Consider the following 15,403-nt stretch of genomic DNA (forward strand, 5'->3'; position numbering starts at 1 on the left):
TGCCGCGCGCGGCCTTGACCGGACGGGCTCCGGTAGTGAAATCAGCGGGTGCCATTCTTCGTACTCCTTGGTGAGCGGGACTAGTTGCTTCGTGCTCGAACTAGGCCAAGTTCTTGGACTTGAGCCAGTCCTGGGCGATCTGTCCCATGTCCTCGAACTTGGCGGTCCTGCCGTTCATCTGGATCAGGTCATCGGTGGTCAACGCGGCAGATACCTTGTCCAGCACGCCCTTGACGGTGTCGCTGGCCTTCTTCTGGTTGATGACGGGAACGATGTTCTCGGACAAGAACAGATTTTTGTTGTCTTCCAGGGCAACCAGGTTGTTGGCGGCGATGGCGGGATCGGTGCTGAAGAGGTCGGCAACCTGTACCTGACCGGAAAGGAGGGCGTTCAGCGTGAGCGGACCGCCGGCGTCAAGCGCTGAGAACTCCTTGAAGTCGAGGTTGTAGACGGACTTCAGGCCGGCAACGCCGTTAATACGGGTCTTCCACTCCGGCGGGCCGCCCAGGACGAGGTCCTTGGCAGCAGGCTGAAGGTCGCTGATGGACTTGAGGTTGTACTTGTCGGCGGTTTCTTTCTTGACCGCCAAGACGTCCTTGTCCTGTGCCTTGGATGCCGTCAGCTGCGTGAGACCGGACGGAATCTTGGTGCTCAGCTCTTTGGTGACCTCATCCGAGGTTACCGCTTTGGTGGAGGCATCGAGGTACTGCAGCAGCGCGCCGCCATACTCCGGCATGAGGTCGATGGAACCGTCCTTCAGTGCCGGGATGGTGACTTCGCGGCTGCCGATGCTGGGCTTCTCCGTGACCTGGACGCCCTTCGACTTGAGGGCCTCGGCGTAGATCTTGGCAATGAGCTGGCTTTCCGGGAAATCCGCGGAGCCGACGATGATGCTGTCCGTCGATCCTGCGGCCTGGGAGTTGTTGTTGGTGGAGCTCATGGGATCCCCACCACAAGCGCTCAGGGCGATGGCGGTGGCAGCCGCCAGGGCGAAACCAGTCAGGTACTTTTTCATGTCAATTCTCTCTGGGAGGGCCGTTGCAGGGCATGCGGTGGCCAAGTGGGGGTGGTTTGAACGGTGTTGCCGCCGTAGGGCAGGGCGCCCGACGGCGATGAAGCGGGAAGCTGCTTAGACCGTGACGGGGGTTTTCACGGTGTCAGCCGCCGCGGCCGGGGCGGCCGCCTTGACGGTGCGCCGGGTCAGTCCGGGTGAGACGACCCTGCGGGTGATGAAGGCGAGCAATTGGTCGAAGAACAGGGCCAGCAGCGCAACCAGCACGGCTCCGGCCACCATCTGGCTGTAATCGTTCTGGGCCTTGCCGTCGATCAGCAGCCGTCCGAGGCCGCCGAGCGAAATGTACGCGGCGATGGTCGCCGTCGAGATGATCTGCAGCAACGCGCTGCGGACCCCGGAAAGCATGAGCGGGAGCGAGCAAGGGAGCTGGATGTCCGTGAGGATCTTCATGGTGCGGAAGCCCATGCCCTTGGCGGCGTCGACGGCGGCAGCGTCCACCGCGCGGACACCGGCGTATGTGTTGGTCAGGATGGGTGGGACCGCGAGGAGCACCAGGACGATGAGGCTCGGCAGGATGTAGCCCATTTTGGACGGGAACGCGGGCGAGATCAGCAGGACCAACAGAATCAGCAGGCCCACGCTGGGGAGGGCGCGGAGGGCGTTGGCCAGGCCCGCGATCATGAAGACGCCCTTGCCTGTGACTCCGATGTAGATACCGAGCGGAACGGCGATGATGGCCGCGACGACGAGGGCAATGAGGGAGTAGAGCAGGTGTTCGCCGATCAGGGTGGGGATGCCGTCGGCGCCGCTCCAGTGTGCGGGATTGAACAAGTAGTTGATCATGATGCCACCACCTTGGGGGTCCACGGTGTCAGCCACCGGTTGAGGAGGATGATCAGTCCGTCAAGGATCATGGCCAGGACCACGCAGAGGATGATGCCGGCGATGATCGGGGTGAAGAACCGCAACTGGAAGCCTTGGGTGAAGAGCGAGCCGAGCTGCGGGATGCCGAGCAATGCTGCCACGGAAACAAGGCTCACGTTGGAGACTGCCGCGACGCGGAGTCCGGCACTGATGACCGGGACGCCCACGGGTAGCTCCACTTTCACCAGGCTCTGGTATCCGCGGTAGCCCATCGCCTTGGCGGCTTGGACCGTGTCTTCCGGCACGGAATCCAGGGCGTCGGCTACGACGCGTACCAGCAGCGCCACGGTATAGATGGTCAGAGCTGCCACGATGTTGAGGGGATCCAGGATCTTGGTGCCAAGGACCAGCGGCAACAGGACGAACAGTGCGAGGGAAGGGACTGTGTAAAGCAGGCCCGCCACGCCTACCAGAAGGGGATAGATCCGGCGGCTGCGGTGTGCCCACCAGCCAAGGGGCAATGCGATCAGCAGGCCGAGGATAAGGGGAGTGACGGCGAGCAGCACGTGCCAACCGAGGAGGAAGACGATGTTGTCGGACTGACGGCCGAGCCATTCAAAGTTCATCGTGCCGTCTCCAAGTGCGGCTCGGCCTCGATCGCCTTGACGACGTCGGTGGCCGTCACTGTGCCGATAAGCTCGCCGTGTTCGTTGACGACGACGCCGCGCCGGCTGGGGGAGGAAAGTGCGGCGTCGAGCAACTGGCGCATGGTCCCGGACGACGACGCGGAGGTGCCGCTGAGGTTGAGGTGCTCCCTCGTGAGCTCGCCCTTGATGAGGTCCGCTTGTGCCCAGCCGAGCGGCTTCCGCAGCGGGTCGACCACCAGCACCCAGGCCCCCGTGGCCTTGCTCTGGGCCTCGGCGGCAGATGCGCCGAGGGTGACCACGGCTTCTTCGGAAACAGCAACCGTGCCGGCCGCGTTGGTGAAGCCGAGGGAACGGTAGCCACGGTCGCGTCCCACGAAGTCGGCCACGAATTCGTCAGCCGGGGACGTCAGCAGCTCTGACGGCGTGGCCATCTGGGCGAGTTTTCCGCCGACACGCATCACGGCAACCTGGTCGCCGAGCTTGAGGGCCTCATCGATGTCGTGGGTGACCATGATGATGGTCTTGCCGATCTCGCGCTGCAGCCGGAGGAACTCCTCCTGGAGCTGTGCGCGGACCACGGGGTCAACGGCACTGAAGGGTTCGTCCATGAGCATGAAGGCCGGATCCGAAGCCAAAGCCCGGGCCACGCCCACGCGCTGCTGCTGTCCACCGGACAGTTGCCACGGGTAGCGCTTGGCGAAGCTCGCGGGGAGTCCGACGCGCTCCATGAGCTCGAGGGCTTTCATACGGGCCTTTTGCCTGCTCTCGCCGAGCAGCACGGGCATCGTTGCCACGTTGTCGACGATAGTGCGGTGCGGAAAGAGGCCGGCGTGCTGGATGACGTAGCCGATCCGGCGGCGCAGCAACGCAGCGTCCATGCCCGACGTCGGCTGGTCATCGAGGTAGATGGTGCCGCTGGTGGGTTCGATGAGGCGGTTGATCATCCTGAGGGACGTGGTCTTGCCACAGCCGGACGGGCCAACCAAGATGGTCAGCTTGCCGGTGGGCGCCTCGAGGTTCAGGCCGTCGACGGCGACCGTCCCGTCCGGGTACGCCTTGGTGACATTTTCAAACTTGATCATTTCTTTTCCATGCTTTCCTGGGGCACTTCATGGTCTCCGGAGGGTTCCACGAGGATGTTGTTCGCCACCCTCGCCAGTTCCTCGCCAAATGTCTGGGCCTTCGCCTCGCCCAAGCGGTAGCTCGGTGCGACGATGCTGAGGGCTGCCACGGTGCGGCCGCCGATCACGATGGGTGCGGCGACGGCCGTAATGTCGTCTTCTACGCCGCTTCGCACGATGGCGAAGCCGCGGCCGTTCTGCCCGCCAGTGAGGACCTTCCCGGCGGCGGATCCTTCCAGCGGAATGCTCCTGCCGACCCAACTGGTGTGCCGGACAGAGTGCGTACCTTCGACAATGGCGATGTAGATTCCGGTTTCCCCAGGACCAGGAATGCTCAAATAGCAGGACTCGCCCGTGTCGGCCACCAGCCTCTTCATATGCGGTGTGCACAGAGACACGAGGGATTCCTGTCCGAGCGCGAGTGCTCCCAACTGGATGACACTGGCGCCGGGCCGGAAGTTTCCGCTCGGGTCCCGCTTCACGAATCCGCTGCCCTCCAGTGTGCGGAGGAGCCGGAGTGCGGTGCTGGCCGACAAGTCAACAACGCGTGCGGCGTCGCTCAAGCTGATGGCGCCATCGGTACAGACCGCGCTCAGGAGGGCCAACGCCCTTTCGACCGTCCGGGTGGAAGAGTCTGCTGCCACTGACTGACCTGCTTTCAAGTGGTCTGAATCACCATGTCTTGCCACTTAGTAAAAATCAACTTTCATCGAATGGCAATAGATTTCGTGAAATTACCTGAGATTCCGGGATTTGAGACGCTTGGTGGGAACAAGCCGTTTCGACGGTGTTTCAAGCCTGTTAATTGTCACGGTTCTGCGCTCAAGGTCTTGTCATGGGGTGACAAGTGGTTTTTACTTGGTGGCAGTCTTCATTCATCGGAGGAACAACGTGGAAACCGTCAATCAGCTCCTTGACTCAATCAAGGACGTGGGCCGAGATGCGGTTCGCGGAGGATACTCAAGGGCTGTCTACTCGACGCCCGAGCTCGACCTCAGGCACTGGTTCATCGAACAAGCCCAACAGCGCGGCCTCGACGTCGAGACCGACCGTAACGGCATTATCTGGGCCTGGTGGGGAAAGCCCCAGGACGGTGCCCTCGTCACCGGCAGCCACCTCGACTCCGTCCCGGGCGGGGGTGCCTTTGACGGGCCGCTCGGAGTCGCGTCCGCACTCGCCGCCGTCGACGTTCTTGCCTCTCGAGGCGTCAAGCCGAAGCGTTCGCTGGCCATCACGGTCTTCCCGGAAGAAGAAGGATCCCGCTTTGGCGTGGCCTGCTTGGGCTCGCGGCTCCTGACCGGCGCCATCGACGTCGACAAGGCGCTGAACCTGCGCGACGTCGACGGCGACACTTTCGCCGACGTCGCCCGGAGCAATGGCCTGGATCCCCGGCACGTGGGTCCCGACCCGAAAGCCATGGCGCGAATCGGCGACTTCGTCGAACTGCATGTGGAACAGGGGAAGGGACTGGGCCAAAGCGGGCCGGCCATCGCCGTCGGCAGCTCCATCCTGGGCCACGGCCGCTGGAAGCTGAGCGTCAGCGGCCAAGGCAACCACGCCGGGACCACCCTCATGGCCGACCGCGCCGACCCGATGGTAGCGGCCGCGCAGATCGTCGTTGCCGTCCGTGATGCGGCCGCGAAACAGGCTGATGCGCGGGCCACCGTGGGGCGCTTGACCCCGGTTCCCGGCGGCACCAACGTGATTGCCTCCCGCGTTGATCTGTGGCTTGACGCCCGCCATCCCGACGATGCCGTGACGGCACAACTGATCGAATCGATCTACCGTGCGGCCCGGGAAATCGCGGCAGGTGAGGGATGCACTGTCACCCTCACCGAGGAGTCCTACAGCGACACCGTCCATTTCGATCCCGAGCTGAGCCGACGCATCGGCGAGCTCCTGCCGGGCGCGCCGGTGCTGGCGACCGGCGCCGGGCACGACGCCGGAGTCTTGGCTGGACATGTCCCCTCGGCGATGTTGTTCGTCCGTAACCCGAGCGGAATCTCGCACTCCCCGGAAGAGTACGTGGCCGACGAGGACGCATCAGCTGGCGTCGTCGCCCTTGCCGACGTTCTGGAGGGGCTCCTGTGAGCGGGATCTGGTGCGAGGCTGCGCTTATAGACTCCGACGGCGGTTCTGTCGCGGGCGGCGCGGTAGTCGCCACCGGCGTTCGGCTGGAAGTGCAGGAGGGCCGGATCTCCGGGATCTTTACCGGCGTCGAGCCCGAGAGCGGTGACCGGATACTGAACGGCGTCGTCTTCCCGGCCGCGGCCAACGCCCATTCGCACGCTTTTCACCGGATCCTGCGTGGACGGACGCATGACGGGCGCGGTGACTTCTGGGTCTGGCGGGAGCAAATGTACCGGAGCGCTGCGGAATTGACACCGGAGAAGTACGAGAAGTTCGCCACGGCAGTGTTCGCCGAAATGGTGGTGTCCGGCTTCAGCAGCGTGGCGGAGTTCCACTATGTCCATCACCAAGCGGAAGGAACGCCGTACCCGGAGCCGCACGCGATGGAACTGGCGTTGGCCAGGGCAGCCGTGGCGGCCGGGATCCGGCTGACCTTGCTGGACACCCTGTACCTCGCGGGAGGCATAGGGACGCCGCTGAGCCCGGAACAGGCGCGGTTTGGCGACGCCGATGCGCAGGCCTGGTTGGATCGGCTCGCATCACTGCGGGCCGCGGTGGCACGGAGCTTTCCGCCGGAAATGGTCGGCGTGGGGGCCGCCCTGCATTCCATCCGAGGAGTGCCCGAGGAGGCGCTCAAGACTGTCGCCCGGCAGTTGCCCACCGATATTCCGCTGCACATCCACCTCAGTGAACAACCGGCTGAGAACGAGGCCTGCCTGCAGGCCTATGGCGTCACGCCTGCCGGGCTTCTTGCCCGCCACGGCCTGCTGTCCCGGCGGCTCTCCGCCGTCCACGCGACCCACCTGACGCCGGACGACATCCAACTCCTCGGAGATGCGGGATCCACGGTGGTGATGTGTCCCAGCACCGAGGCCGATCTAGCTGACGGGATCGGCCCGGCACGCGCCCTGTCCGACGCCGGCTCGACCATCGCGCTAGGTACCGACCAACACGCCGTGATCGATCCCTGGGTTGAAATGCGGACCTTGGAACACGGGGAACGCCTCGGCTCCGGCCAGCGGGGCAGGTTTTCACCGCAGGAACTGCTCCACGCGGCCACCATCGGCGCAACTGGATCCATGGCCACGCCCATTGCGTCGGCACTAGAGGTAGCTGCGGTGTGCGATCTCATGGCGGTCGCTCCGGACTCTGTGCGGACCGCCGGTTCCATGCCACAGCAGTTCGCGTTCAGCGCGACGGCGAGCGACGTCACCGCCGTCGTCATTGCCGGTGAACTGGTGGCTTCGAATGGCGTCCATGTCCGGCTGGGGTCTCCGGGAGGGCTGCTCACCGAGGCGTTGAAGGAGTTCTCCTAGGGGCTTTCCTTAAGGGCTTTCCTTGAGCGATATGACCGGGACTCCTTGGTTCAGCTCGCTCACCCCAGACGCTCGCTCACTTATGTGGTTGTTTTCCGGATCCCTCGCTCACATCTAGTGAGCAAGGGATCCCGGAATTGGCCCTATATGTGAGCCGGCGTCGGCCGAAACGGCGCTATATGTGAGCGGGCGTCGGCCGGAACGGCCCGCGTTTCGCGCTAAAAACTATTCGGGGTTTTCCACCATGTGGAGGACTTCTTCGAATACGGCGGACTGGGCGCGCTCAATCTCGGGGGAATCCGCGGTGCTCACGGCGATGCAGACGTCGCCCGCGGAGAGGAGCTTGGCGGTGATGTGCTGCGAAACAATGTCGGATGGCGCCTCCCATCCAACGCCCGCGGCCAGAAAACGCAGGGCAAGCGATTGGGCCGGAGCGAGTGAACCACCATTGGCCACCACCAGCAGGCGTCCGCCCTGGCGAATCGCGCGGATTTGTACGGGGTCATTCGCCTTTCATACCAGATTCACTTGAATAGCGAACCAGCAGCGCCGAAACCGACGACGGCGGGTGCCTGCCGCCGTCGGGCATCGACGCCTATCAGTCGAGCGGCAAAGTGACGGTGACGCAGGTACCCTTGCCTGGGCTGGAGACGACCGAGACGTCGCCGCCCACTTCGCTGACGGCGATGGACATGAGGCGGAGCCCGAATCCGTGGTGTGCGCCCGCGGGAGTCGCCTGGCTGTCGAAGCCCGCGCCGTTGTCCGTGACAGTCAGCCGGATCCCGTGGTACACGGCGGCCAAGCGGACGGTGACGTCGTGGGCATGCGCATACTTGAAGGCGTTGCTGAGCACTTCCTTGGCGGCGTGGTAGAGCAAGGAAGCGGAGCCGGACGAGATTTCGACACCGTGGTGCGGCGTCTCCCAATGGATTTCGGTCCCTTGGCGGCGGAGCGGTGAGGCCAAGCGGTCGATGCAGCCGGCGAGCCCCAAAGCGTGGAAGTCAACGGGTTGCTGATCGGTGATTACGCCATTGATGGCGGTGACCTCGTCCAGGGCTGTTGTTGTCTTCATGGCCGGTCCTGCTCCCCTTGCAGCTTTAGTGCTTTCGCCGGCGAATGGGTTCCGCCTGTGCTTGCATTAAGACTGGACCAGAGGCGTTAAGGTTTCCGCGATATTCAGTTAGTTTCGCCCTAATTTTTTGTCAGGAATCCCTACTTCGCGAGGAAGCCGAGCAAAGCCTGGTTGATCTCGGCGCCATGCGTCCACAGCAGGCCGTGCGGGGCGCCGTCGATTTCAACATATTCGGCACTGGGGAGCGCTTCGGCGAACCTCCGGCCGGTGACGTCGATGGGGAGGATGTTGTCCGCGGTGCCGTGCACGATCAGGGCGGGAACGTCGATCTTGGGGATGTCGGCCCTGAAATCCGTGAGCCACGTGGGCTGCGCCGCCACCGAAGCGTAGGCGCCTGACTGGGCTGCCAGGTTCCAGCTGGCGGCGACTGCCTCGTGGCTCAGGCGGTGCGTTCCGAGGAAAGTGGAGGCGTTGTAGAAGTTGTTGAAGAATTCGGTGAAGAAAGCATAGCGATCGGAAATGACGGCTTCCGTGAGACCGTCGAACACTGACTGCGGGACGCCTCCGGGGTTGTCCGCCGCCTGTAGGAGGAACGGCTCCAAGGATGCGAGGAACACTGCTTTCGCCACCCGGGCCGAGCCGTAGGTGCTGATGTAGCGTGCCACTTCGCCGGTACCCATCGAGAAGCCCACCAGGACGGCATCGTTCACATCGATGGTGTTCAGGAGGGTGTTGAGGTCCGCGGCGAAGGTGTCGTAGTCGTAGCCGACGGTCGGCTTGCTGGACTTGCCGAAGCCGCGGCGGTCGTAGGTGATGACGCGGTAGCCGGCGTCGAGCAGTGCGGCGGACTGCTTCTCCCAGGACGAACCGTCCAAGGGGTAGCCGTGGATAAGGACCACTGCCTGGCCGGTCCCGTGGTCCTCGTAGTAGATCTCGATCTCGGTGCTGTTTTCATTTCCGACGGTGATGTAAGCCATGACTACGGTCCTTTCGTAGCGGATCTTGCCGAGCGTCTCCAGCCTACTGTCCGGGTACGACGCCGGCACGCTCCGCGCTATCATGACGCTCGCTCACGTATGTGGGGGTTGCGGCGGACGCTCGCTCACTAACGGCTCGGGAATGAATCCAAATACTTGAATGTTCAATTAATTATGGATTTTGGAATCTTCACTTTCGGTGAGCTATCCCGCGACATCAAGACCGGAGCCTCCCTGTCACCGCACCAGCGGGTCAAGGACATCATTGAGCTGGCGAAGCTTGCCGAGCAGGCAGGACTATCGTTCCTGGGCCTGGGGGAGCATCATCGGCACGATTTCGCCCTCTCTGCCCCGGAAATGGTGCTCGCGGCCATCGCTCGGGAAACCACCAACCTTCGGCTGGGCACCGCCGTCACGGTTCTCTCCACCCAGGACCCTGTCCGGCTCTTCGAGCAGTTCTCCACGCTGGATCTAATTTCGGGCGGGCGGGCAGAGATCATTGCCGGCCGTGGCGCCTTTGTGGAGTCGTACTCCTTGTTTGGCCACAGATTGGAGGACTATGACGAGCTGTTCGAAGAGAAGCTGAACATGTTGCTCGCGCTGCGTGACAACGACAACCTTCGCTGGGAGGGAAGCCTGACCCAATCCGTCTCCGGGATGGACATAGCGCCGCGTCCGATCCAGGAAAAGTTGCCCATCTGGGTGGGCGTAGGCGGTACTCCGCAAAGTTTCGTCCGGGCGGGGCGGTTGGGCCTGCCGTTGTTTATCGCTCTGCTGTCCGGGCCGGCACGATTCCGCCGGCTCGTGGAACTGTACCGGGAGACCGCTGAAAACGCGGGACACGACGGTGCCGCCCTGCCAGTCGGCGCGGGTGGCCATTTCTATGTGGCGCCGACGTCGCAGCAGGCACGGGACACCTTCTACCCCTACTATCGCGCCTACTTCGAGCAGAACATGCCCCGGTCAGTTGACCATTTCCCGCGGAACACCTTCGATGAATGGACCGAACCGGGTGGCGGCCTGCTTGTGGGAAGCCCCCAACAGCTCGTCGAAAAGCTACTGGAAATTCATAGCGCCCTCGGTAACACGCGATATCTGGCTCAGGTCGGTCTCGGCGGGTTGCCTTTCGCCGAGACGGCGCGGTCCATCGAGCTCCTGGCCACCGAAATCATCCCCGCAGTGAATCGCGAGATCGGCGTTGCTCTTGCGCGGTAAGCCCCACGATCTGAGCGAGGGTTGGGGAAAGAGGCCCCATATCTGAGCGAGGGTTGGGGAAGGGGCCCCATATCTGAGCGAGGGTGCACCTGATCGCCGGCCACGCTTCGCCCTGAGGGAAAGCTCTAGTTGCCCCCAGCAACCAGTCGTAGACTGGCCTTCGAATCACTACGTGAGTTGGAGAACGATGCTCTGGAAACTTCTCGTTCAGTACCTGCGGCCACATCGGCGGCTACTGATCGCCGTCGTCATTTTCCAGTTGGCGCAGTCCATCGCGTCGCTGTATTTGCCCACACTGAATGCCGACATCATTGACGAAGGCGTGGCCAAGGGGGATACCGGGTACATCCTGGGCACCGGCAGCCTCATGTTGCTCATCACCCTCCTGCAGATCGCGTGTTCGATCACAGCCGTGTATTTCGGCGCCAAAGCCGCCATGGGCCTGGGACGGGACCTGCGCGGGGCCATTTTCACCAGGGTGGGGGAGTTCTCCGAGCAGGAGGTCACCCGTTTCGGCGCTCCCTCGCTGATCACCCGCTCCACCAACGACGTGCAGCAAGTCCAACAGCTCGTCCTGATGTCCTGCACCCTCATGGTGGCGGCGCCCATGCTCAGCATCGGCGGGGTCATCATGGCCGTCCGGCAGGATGCGCAGTTGTCCTGGCTGATTGCCGTGAGCGTCCCCGTGCTGCTCGTTGCGGTGGGCCTCATTGTCAGCCGGATGGTTCCGCTGTTCCGCAAGATGCAGGTCCGGATCGACACCGTGAACCGCGTGCTCCGCGAACAGCTCGCCGGCATCCGCGTGGTACGTGCGTTCGTGCGCGAGGAAATGGAGACGGAACGCTTCGCCTCCGCGAACCGGGACGTCACCGAGATGGCGCTGCGCGCGGGGCGGCTCATGGCCCTCATGTTCCCGGTGGTGATGCTGGTGCTCAACGTCTCCAGCGTGGCCGTGATCTGGTTCGGATCGTTCCGGATCGATGACGGATCCATGCAGGTGGGAACCTTGATCGCCTTCCTGAGCTACCTCATGCAGATTCTCATGTCCGTCATGATGGCTACGTTCATGGCCGTCATGATCCCGCGTGCGGCTGTGTCGGCGGACCGCATCGGGCAGGTGTTGGAGACCCAATCGAGCGTGCGGCCTCCCGCGAACCCGGTGACGGAGACCGCAGGCCGCGGCGAGCTGGAATTGCTCGACGTCGGATTCGCCTACCCGGGTGCCGAGCAGCCCGTCCTGAGCGGCATCAGCTTCCGGGCACGCGCTGGCCAGACGACGGCGATCATCGGCAGCACGGGCGCGGGCAAGACCACCTTGGTGAACTTGCTGCCACGGCTCTTCGACGCGAGCAGCGGCTCGGTGCGGATCGACGACGTCGACGTCCGCGAACTGCACCCGGACCTCTTGTGGGGGCACATCGGGCTGGTCCCGCAAAAGCCCTACCTGTTCTCCGGCACGGTGCGCAGCAACCTGCTCTATGGCAAGCCCGACGCCACCGAGGAAGAACTCTGGCGGGCCCTCTCCATTGCGCAGGCCCAGGACTTCGTCGAGGAGATGGAAGGCGGGCTTGACGCTCCGATCTCGCAAGGCGGCACCAACGTTTCCGGCGGTCAGCGGCAGCGCCTGGCAATCGCCCGGGCACTCGTGAAGCAGCCCGAGCTCTACATCTTCGACGACTCCTTCTCCTCGCTGGACACTGCCACCGATGCCAGGCTTCGCCAGGCACTCAAGCGCCACACTTCGGGCGCCACCATGGTCATCATTGCGCAGCGGGTGTCCAGCATCGCGGACGCCGAGCAGATTCTGGTGCTCGACGACGGGCGGCTGGTGGGGCGCGGAACCCACGAAGAGTTGCTTGAGACTTCCGAAACGTACCGCGAGATAGTTTCCTCGCAACTGGCAGCGGAGGAGGCGGCATGAGCAGCACAGCAGGCACCGCCAACCGCCCGCAGCGTCCCCCGATGGGACCAGGCCGTGGCGGACCGTTCGCGGGAATGAGCATCCCGGCCGAAAAGGCCATGAACTTCCTGCCCTCGGCCAAGCGGCTCCTGGGTACGCTGCGGCCCGAGCGCTTGTGGCTGACCCTGGTCCTCTTCCTCGCCGTGGCCAGCGTGACGCTGTCCGTGATCGGTCCCCGGCTTCTCGGCGAGGGCACCAACTTGATCTTCGCCGGCGTCGTCTCCAAGCAGCTTCCCGCCGGAGCAAGCAAGCAACAGGTCATCGACGGGCTGCGCGCTTCCGGCCAGGGCGCCAAAGCGGACATGTTGAAGGGCATGGACCTGACTCCCGGCGTCGGAATCGACTTCGGGGCGTTGTCCTCGATCCTGCTGTGGGTGCTGGTCTTGTATGTCCTGGCCTCAGCGTTCGGCTGGATCCAGGCGTACGTGCTCAACGGCGTCGTGCAGCGAACCGTGTACCGGCTCCGCGAGCAGATCGAAGCGAAAATCAACCGGCTCCCGCTGCGCTATTTCGATTCAGTGCAGCGTGGTGAACTGCTCAGCCGCGTGACCAACGACGTCGACAACATTTCGCAAAGCCTCCAACAGTCCATCAGCCAGGCAGTCACCTCCCTGCTGACAGTGGCCGGCGTCATCTTCATGATGTTCCTGCTCTCGCCGATCCTGGCGCTGATCACCCTGGTCACAGTGCCGTTGACGCTCGTGACCACCGTGCTGATTGCCAAGCGCTCGCAGAAGCTGTTCGTGGCCCAGTGGAAGAACACCGGCGAGCTGAACGGCCAGATCGAAGAAACCTACACCGGCCACGCGCTCGTGAAGGTGTTCGGCCGCCAGCGCGAAGTGGAGGAGCGCTTCCGCGAGAAGAACGCAGAACTGTTCTCGGCCAGCTTCGGCGCCCAGTTCATCAGCGGCTTGATCATGCCGGCACTGACATTCATCGGCAACCTCGTCTATGTGGGGATCGCCGTAGTGGGTGGCCTTCAGGTAGCTTCGGGCGCCATGCAGTTGGGCGATGTCCAGGCGTTCATCCAGTACTCACGGCAGTTCACGCAGCCCCTGGCCCAGCTTGGGTCGATGGCCAATCTGCTTCAGTCCGGCGTCGCGTCCGCCGAGCGAGTCTTCGCGCTGCTCGACACCGAGGAGCAAAGCGCTGATCCTGAGCCCTCCGCTGTTCCCGAGGTGACGCGCGGACGCTTGGTGTTCGAGAACATTTCCTTCTCCTACTCGCCGGACAAGCCGTTGATCCAGAATCTGAGCCTGGTGGCCGAGCCCGGCCAGTCTGTGGCGATCGTCGGGCCAACCGGGGCGGGCAAGACCACCCTGGTGAACCTGATGATGCGCTTCTACGAGCTCGACGCCGGGCGGATAACGCTCGACGGCGTCGACGTCGCCTCGATGTCCCGCTACGAGTTGCGCTCGCGGATGGGCATGGTACTCCAGGACACCTGGCTGTTCGGCGGTACCATCCGGGACAACATCGCCTATGGACGGCCAGACGCCACCGAAGCCGAGATTCTGGAGGCGGCACAAGCAACGTACGTAGATCGCTTCGTCCACTCCCTCCCGGAGGGCTACGACACAGTGCTCGACGACGAGGGCAGCAACGTTTCCGCCGGTGAGAAGCAGTTGCTCACCATCGCCCGGGCGTTCCTGGCCCGTCCGTCGGTCTTGATCCTGGACGAGGCCACGAGCTCCGTGGACACCCGGACCGAGGTCCTGGTCCAGAAGGCCATGAATGCCCTGCGGTCTGACCGGACCAGCTTTGTGATCGCGCACCGCCTGTCCACGATCCGCGACGCCAACCTCATCCTGGTGATGGAGGCCGGGCAGATTGTGGAACAGGGCACCCATGCGGAGCTGCTGGCCTCCGGTGGCGCGTACTCGCGGCTCTACGAAGCCCAGTTCGCGGCGCCGGTGGCGGAGGTCTGAGGCTCATCAAACCGCCAGACCTCCTCAGCCTGCCTGGTGGGCAGATTGGACTCCGGGACGCGCGCAGCGGCCGCACCAACTCGGTGGACCTTGTCGCCTTCGAGATTGGAAGGACAGCGGTCACTCGAGCCGAGTTTGCCGGGGTCAAGAATGACCCCAGCCGTGGTCACTCTCCAAACGCGCCGGCACACGGTGTCACCTGGCTTGAGGCCATCGACTGGTGCAATGCGGCATCTGAAGCGGAAGGCATCAGCCCGGCCTATGCCCGCACCGGACGAAACGTCGAATGGAACGTCGCGGCCAACGGCTACCGGCTGCCCACAGAGGCGGAATGGGAATACGCATGCCGTGCCGGATCGGTTGGCCCGCACTATGGTCCGCTCAATGAGATTGCCTGGACCGCGAAGGATGGGCTGTCCGCGCCCAGCGACGGGGCGCTTAAAGCTCCCAACGGGTTCGGCGCCTACGACACGCTCGGCAATGTCTGGGAATGGTGCTGGGACTATGCGGATCCCGCGAGATACGGCGACTACAGGGCATTCCGTGGCGGTGGCTGGGCTGACGACGCCTGGAATGTGCGTGCGTCGGTGCGGCGCGGCAGTGCTCCTGATGCCGTCTTGGAAGACGTGGGCTTCCGGGTGGCTCGGGGCGCCTGTGGTGCACCCATGGCAAAGTCCGGGCAGGGTTGGTCGGACGAAGCCGATAGAAGCCGGGCAAGAGTACGCGGCCCGATTCCGTTCGGCTGGACTCCGCTGAAGTTCGACTAGTGCAAAGTATCCATGCCCGTTGACACCCCTCCGCCATCGGAATATCCTACAACCAAATGGTTGTAGATCAGCTCAGCGAAACCGAACTTGACCGCCTGTTCCAGGCACTTGCCGATGCCACGCGCCGGGATATCGTCCGGCGGGTGACTGTCGGGGAGTATTCAGTGTCCGGCTTGGCTGCCCTCTACGCCATGAGCTTCGCCGCCGTCCAGAAACACGTGGCGGTTTTGGAGCGCGCCTCCCTTGTAACGAAGGAGAAGCGTGGAAGGGAGCAGATCGTGCGGGGTAACCATGATGGCTTGCAGAAAGCCCGCCAGCTGCTCGATGAGTACGAGGCGATCTGGCGGCAGCGCGTCGAGCGGATCGCAGACATCCTCGCCGAAAAATAGGA

Annotated in this window: 15 protein-coding genes; 7 read left to right on the top strand and 8 right to left on the bottom strand. The window is 63.7% G+C overall.

Going from position 1 to position 15,403, the window contains the following annotated elements; genetic code table 11:
• Positions 1-100: 100 nt before the first annotated feature.
• From QRN51_RS10945 to QRN51_RS10965, 5 genes are all read right to left on the bottom strand, one after another.
• The gene (locus QRN51_RS10945) at positions 101-1,015 is read right to left on the bottom strand and encodes an ABC transporter substrate-binding protein (RefSeq protein ID WP_059389394.1); all 915 of its coding nucleotides are present in this window, start codon (positions 1,013-1,015) and stop codon (positions 101-103) included.
• A gap of 114 nt (positions 1,016-1,129) precedes the next feature.
• The gene (locus QRN51_RS10950; protein ID WP_284989877.1) at positions 1,130-1,858 is read right to left on the bottom strand and encodes an ABC transporter permease; all 729 of its coding nucleotides are present in this window, start codon (positions 1,856-1,858) and stop codon (positions 1,130-1,132) included.
• Complete coding sequence (locus tag QRN51_RS10955) at positions 1,855-2,505, bottom strand: ABC transporter permease (RefSeq protein WP_059389395.1); 651 nt, start codon at positions 2,503-2,505, stop codon at positions 1,855-1,857. The genes QRN51_RS10950 and QRN51_RS10955 overlap by 4 nt, the downstream gene beginning before the upstream one ends.
• A complete protein-coding gene (locus tag QRN51_RS10960) occupies positions 2,502-3,608 on the bottom strand; it encodes an ABC transporter ATP-binding protein (protein WP_284989879.1) in 1,107 nt (368 codons plus the stop codon). The genes QRN51_RS10955 and QRN51_RS10960 overlap by 4 nt, the downstream gene beginning before the upstream one ends.
• The gene (locus tag QRN51_RS10965) at positions 3,605-4,336 is read right to left on the bottom strand and encodes an IclR family transcriptional regulator (RefSeq protein ID WP_284989880.1); all 732 of its coding nucleotides are present in this window, start codon (positions 4,334-4,336) and stop codon (positions 3,605-3,607) included. The genes QRN51_RS10960 and QRN51_RS10965 overlap by 4 nt, the downstream gene beginning before the upstream one ends.
• A gap of 202 nt (positions 4,337-4,538) precedes the next feature.
• Here QRN51_RS10965 and QRN51_RS10970 point away from each other — a divergent pair, with 202 nt between their 5' ends.
• The gene (locus QRN51_RS10970) at positions 4,539-5,738 is read left to right on the top strand and encodes an allantoate amidohydrolase (RefSeq protein ID WP_284989881.1); all 1,200 of its coding nucleotides are present in this window, start codon (positions 4,539-4,541) and stop codon (positions 5,736-5,738) included.
• Positions 5,735-7,093 carry a formimidoylglutamate deiminase gene (locus tag QRN51_RS10975; protein ID WP_502870857.1) on the top strand — a complete coding sequence of 453 codons (1,359 nt, stop codon included), beginning with the start codon at positions 5,735-5,737 and terminating at the stop codon, positions 7,091-7,093. The genes QRN51_RS10970 and QRN51_RS10975 overlap by 4 nt, the downstream gene beginning before the upstream one ends.
• 225 nt (positions 7,094-7,318) lie before the next feature.
• On the opposite strand, the gene QRN51_RS10980 is transcribed toward QRN51_RS10975, so the two are convergent.
• The 3 genes from QRN51_RS10980 to QRN51_RS10990 all read right to left on the bottom strand — a co-directional run bounded on the left by QRN51_RS10980 (position 7,319) and on the right by QRN51_RS10990 (position 9,142).
• Positions 7,319-7,552 (bottom strand): phosphoheptose isomerase family protein, encoded by a 234-nt coding sequence (locus QRN51_RS10980; protein WP_284989882.1) that lies wholly within the window; start codon positions 7,550-7,552, stop codon positions 7,319-7,321.
• A gap of 139 nt (positions 7,553-7,691) precedes the next feature.
• Positions 7,692-8,165: a sensor histidine kinase gene (locus tag QRN51_RS10985; protein WP_059389398.1), complete on the bottom strand. Its 474-nt coding sequence runs from the start codon at positions 8,163-8,165 to the stop codon at positions 7,692-7,694.
• Between the two features lie 140 nt (positions 8,166-8,305).
• Positions 8,306-9,142 carry an alpha/beta fold hydrolase gene (locus QRN51_RS10990; protein WP_284989883.1) on the bottom strand — a complete coding sequence of 279 codons (837 nt, stop codon included), beginning with the start codon at positions 9,140-9,142 and terminating at the stop codon, positions 8,306-8,308.
• A 174-nt stretch (positions 9,143-9,316) separates the two neighbouring features.
• Between QRN51_RS10990 and QRN51_RS10995 the strand changes: the two genes are divergently transcribed.
• The 5 genes from QRN51_RS10995 (at position 9,317) to QRN51_RS11015 (ending at position 15,401) form a co-directional block, all read left to right on the top strand.
• Positions 9,317-10,357 (top strand): LLM class flavin-dependent oxidoreductase, encoded by a 1,041-nt coding sequence (locus QRN51_RS10995; protein ID WP_284989884.1) that lies wholly within the window; start codon positions 9,317-9,319, stop codon positions 10,355-10,357.
• Between the two features lie 187 nt (positions 10,358-10,544).
• Positions 10,545-12,278 (top strand): ABC transporter ATP-binding protein, encoded by a 1,734-nt coding sequence (locus QRN51_RS11000; protein WP_284989963.1) that lies wholly within the window; start codon positions 10,545-10,547, stop codon positions 12,276-12,278.
• Entirely contained in the window at positions 12,275-14,245 is a 1,971-nt protein-coding gene (locus QRN51_RS11005; RefSeq protein WP_284989886.1) for an ABC transporter ATP-binding protein, read from the top strand. The genes QRN51_RS11000 and QRN51_RS11005 overlap by 4 nt, the downstream gene beginning before the upstream one ends.
• 5 nt (positions 14,246-14,250) lie before the next feature.
• The gene (locus tag QRN51_RS11010) at positions 14,251-15,012 is read left to right on the top strand and encodes a formylglycine-generating enzyme family protein (protein ID WP_284989964.1); all 762 of its coding nucleotides are present in this window, start codon (positions 14,251-14,253) and stop codon (positions 15,010-15,012) included.
• 56 nt (positions 15,013-15,068) lie between these two features.
• A complete protein-coding gene (locus QRN51_RS11015) occupies positions 15,069-15,401 on the top strand; it encodes an ArsR/SmtB family transcription factor (protein ID WP_059389400.1) in 333 nt (110 codons plus the stop codon).
• Positions 15,402-15,403 lie beyond the last annotated feature (2 nt).

It is taken from the genome of Arthrobacter sp. efr-133-TYG-120 (genome assembly GCF_030209785.1).
In the GTDB taxonomy this organism is placed as follows: Bacteria; Actinomycetota; Actinomycetes; order Actinomycetales; family Micrococcaceae; genus Arthrobacter.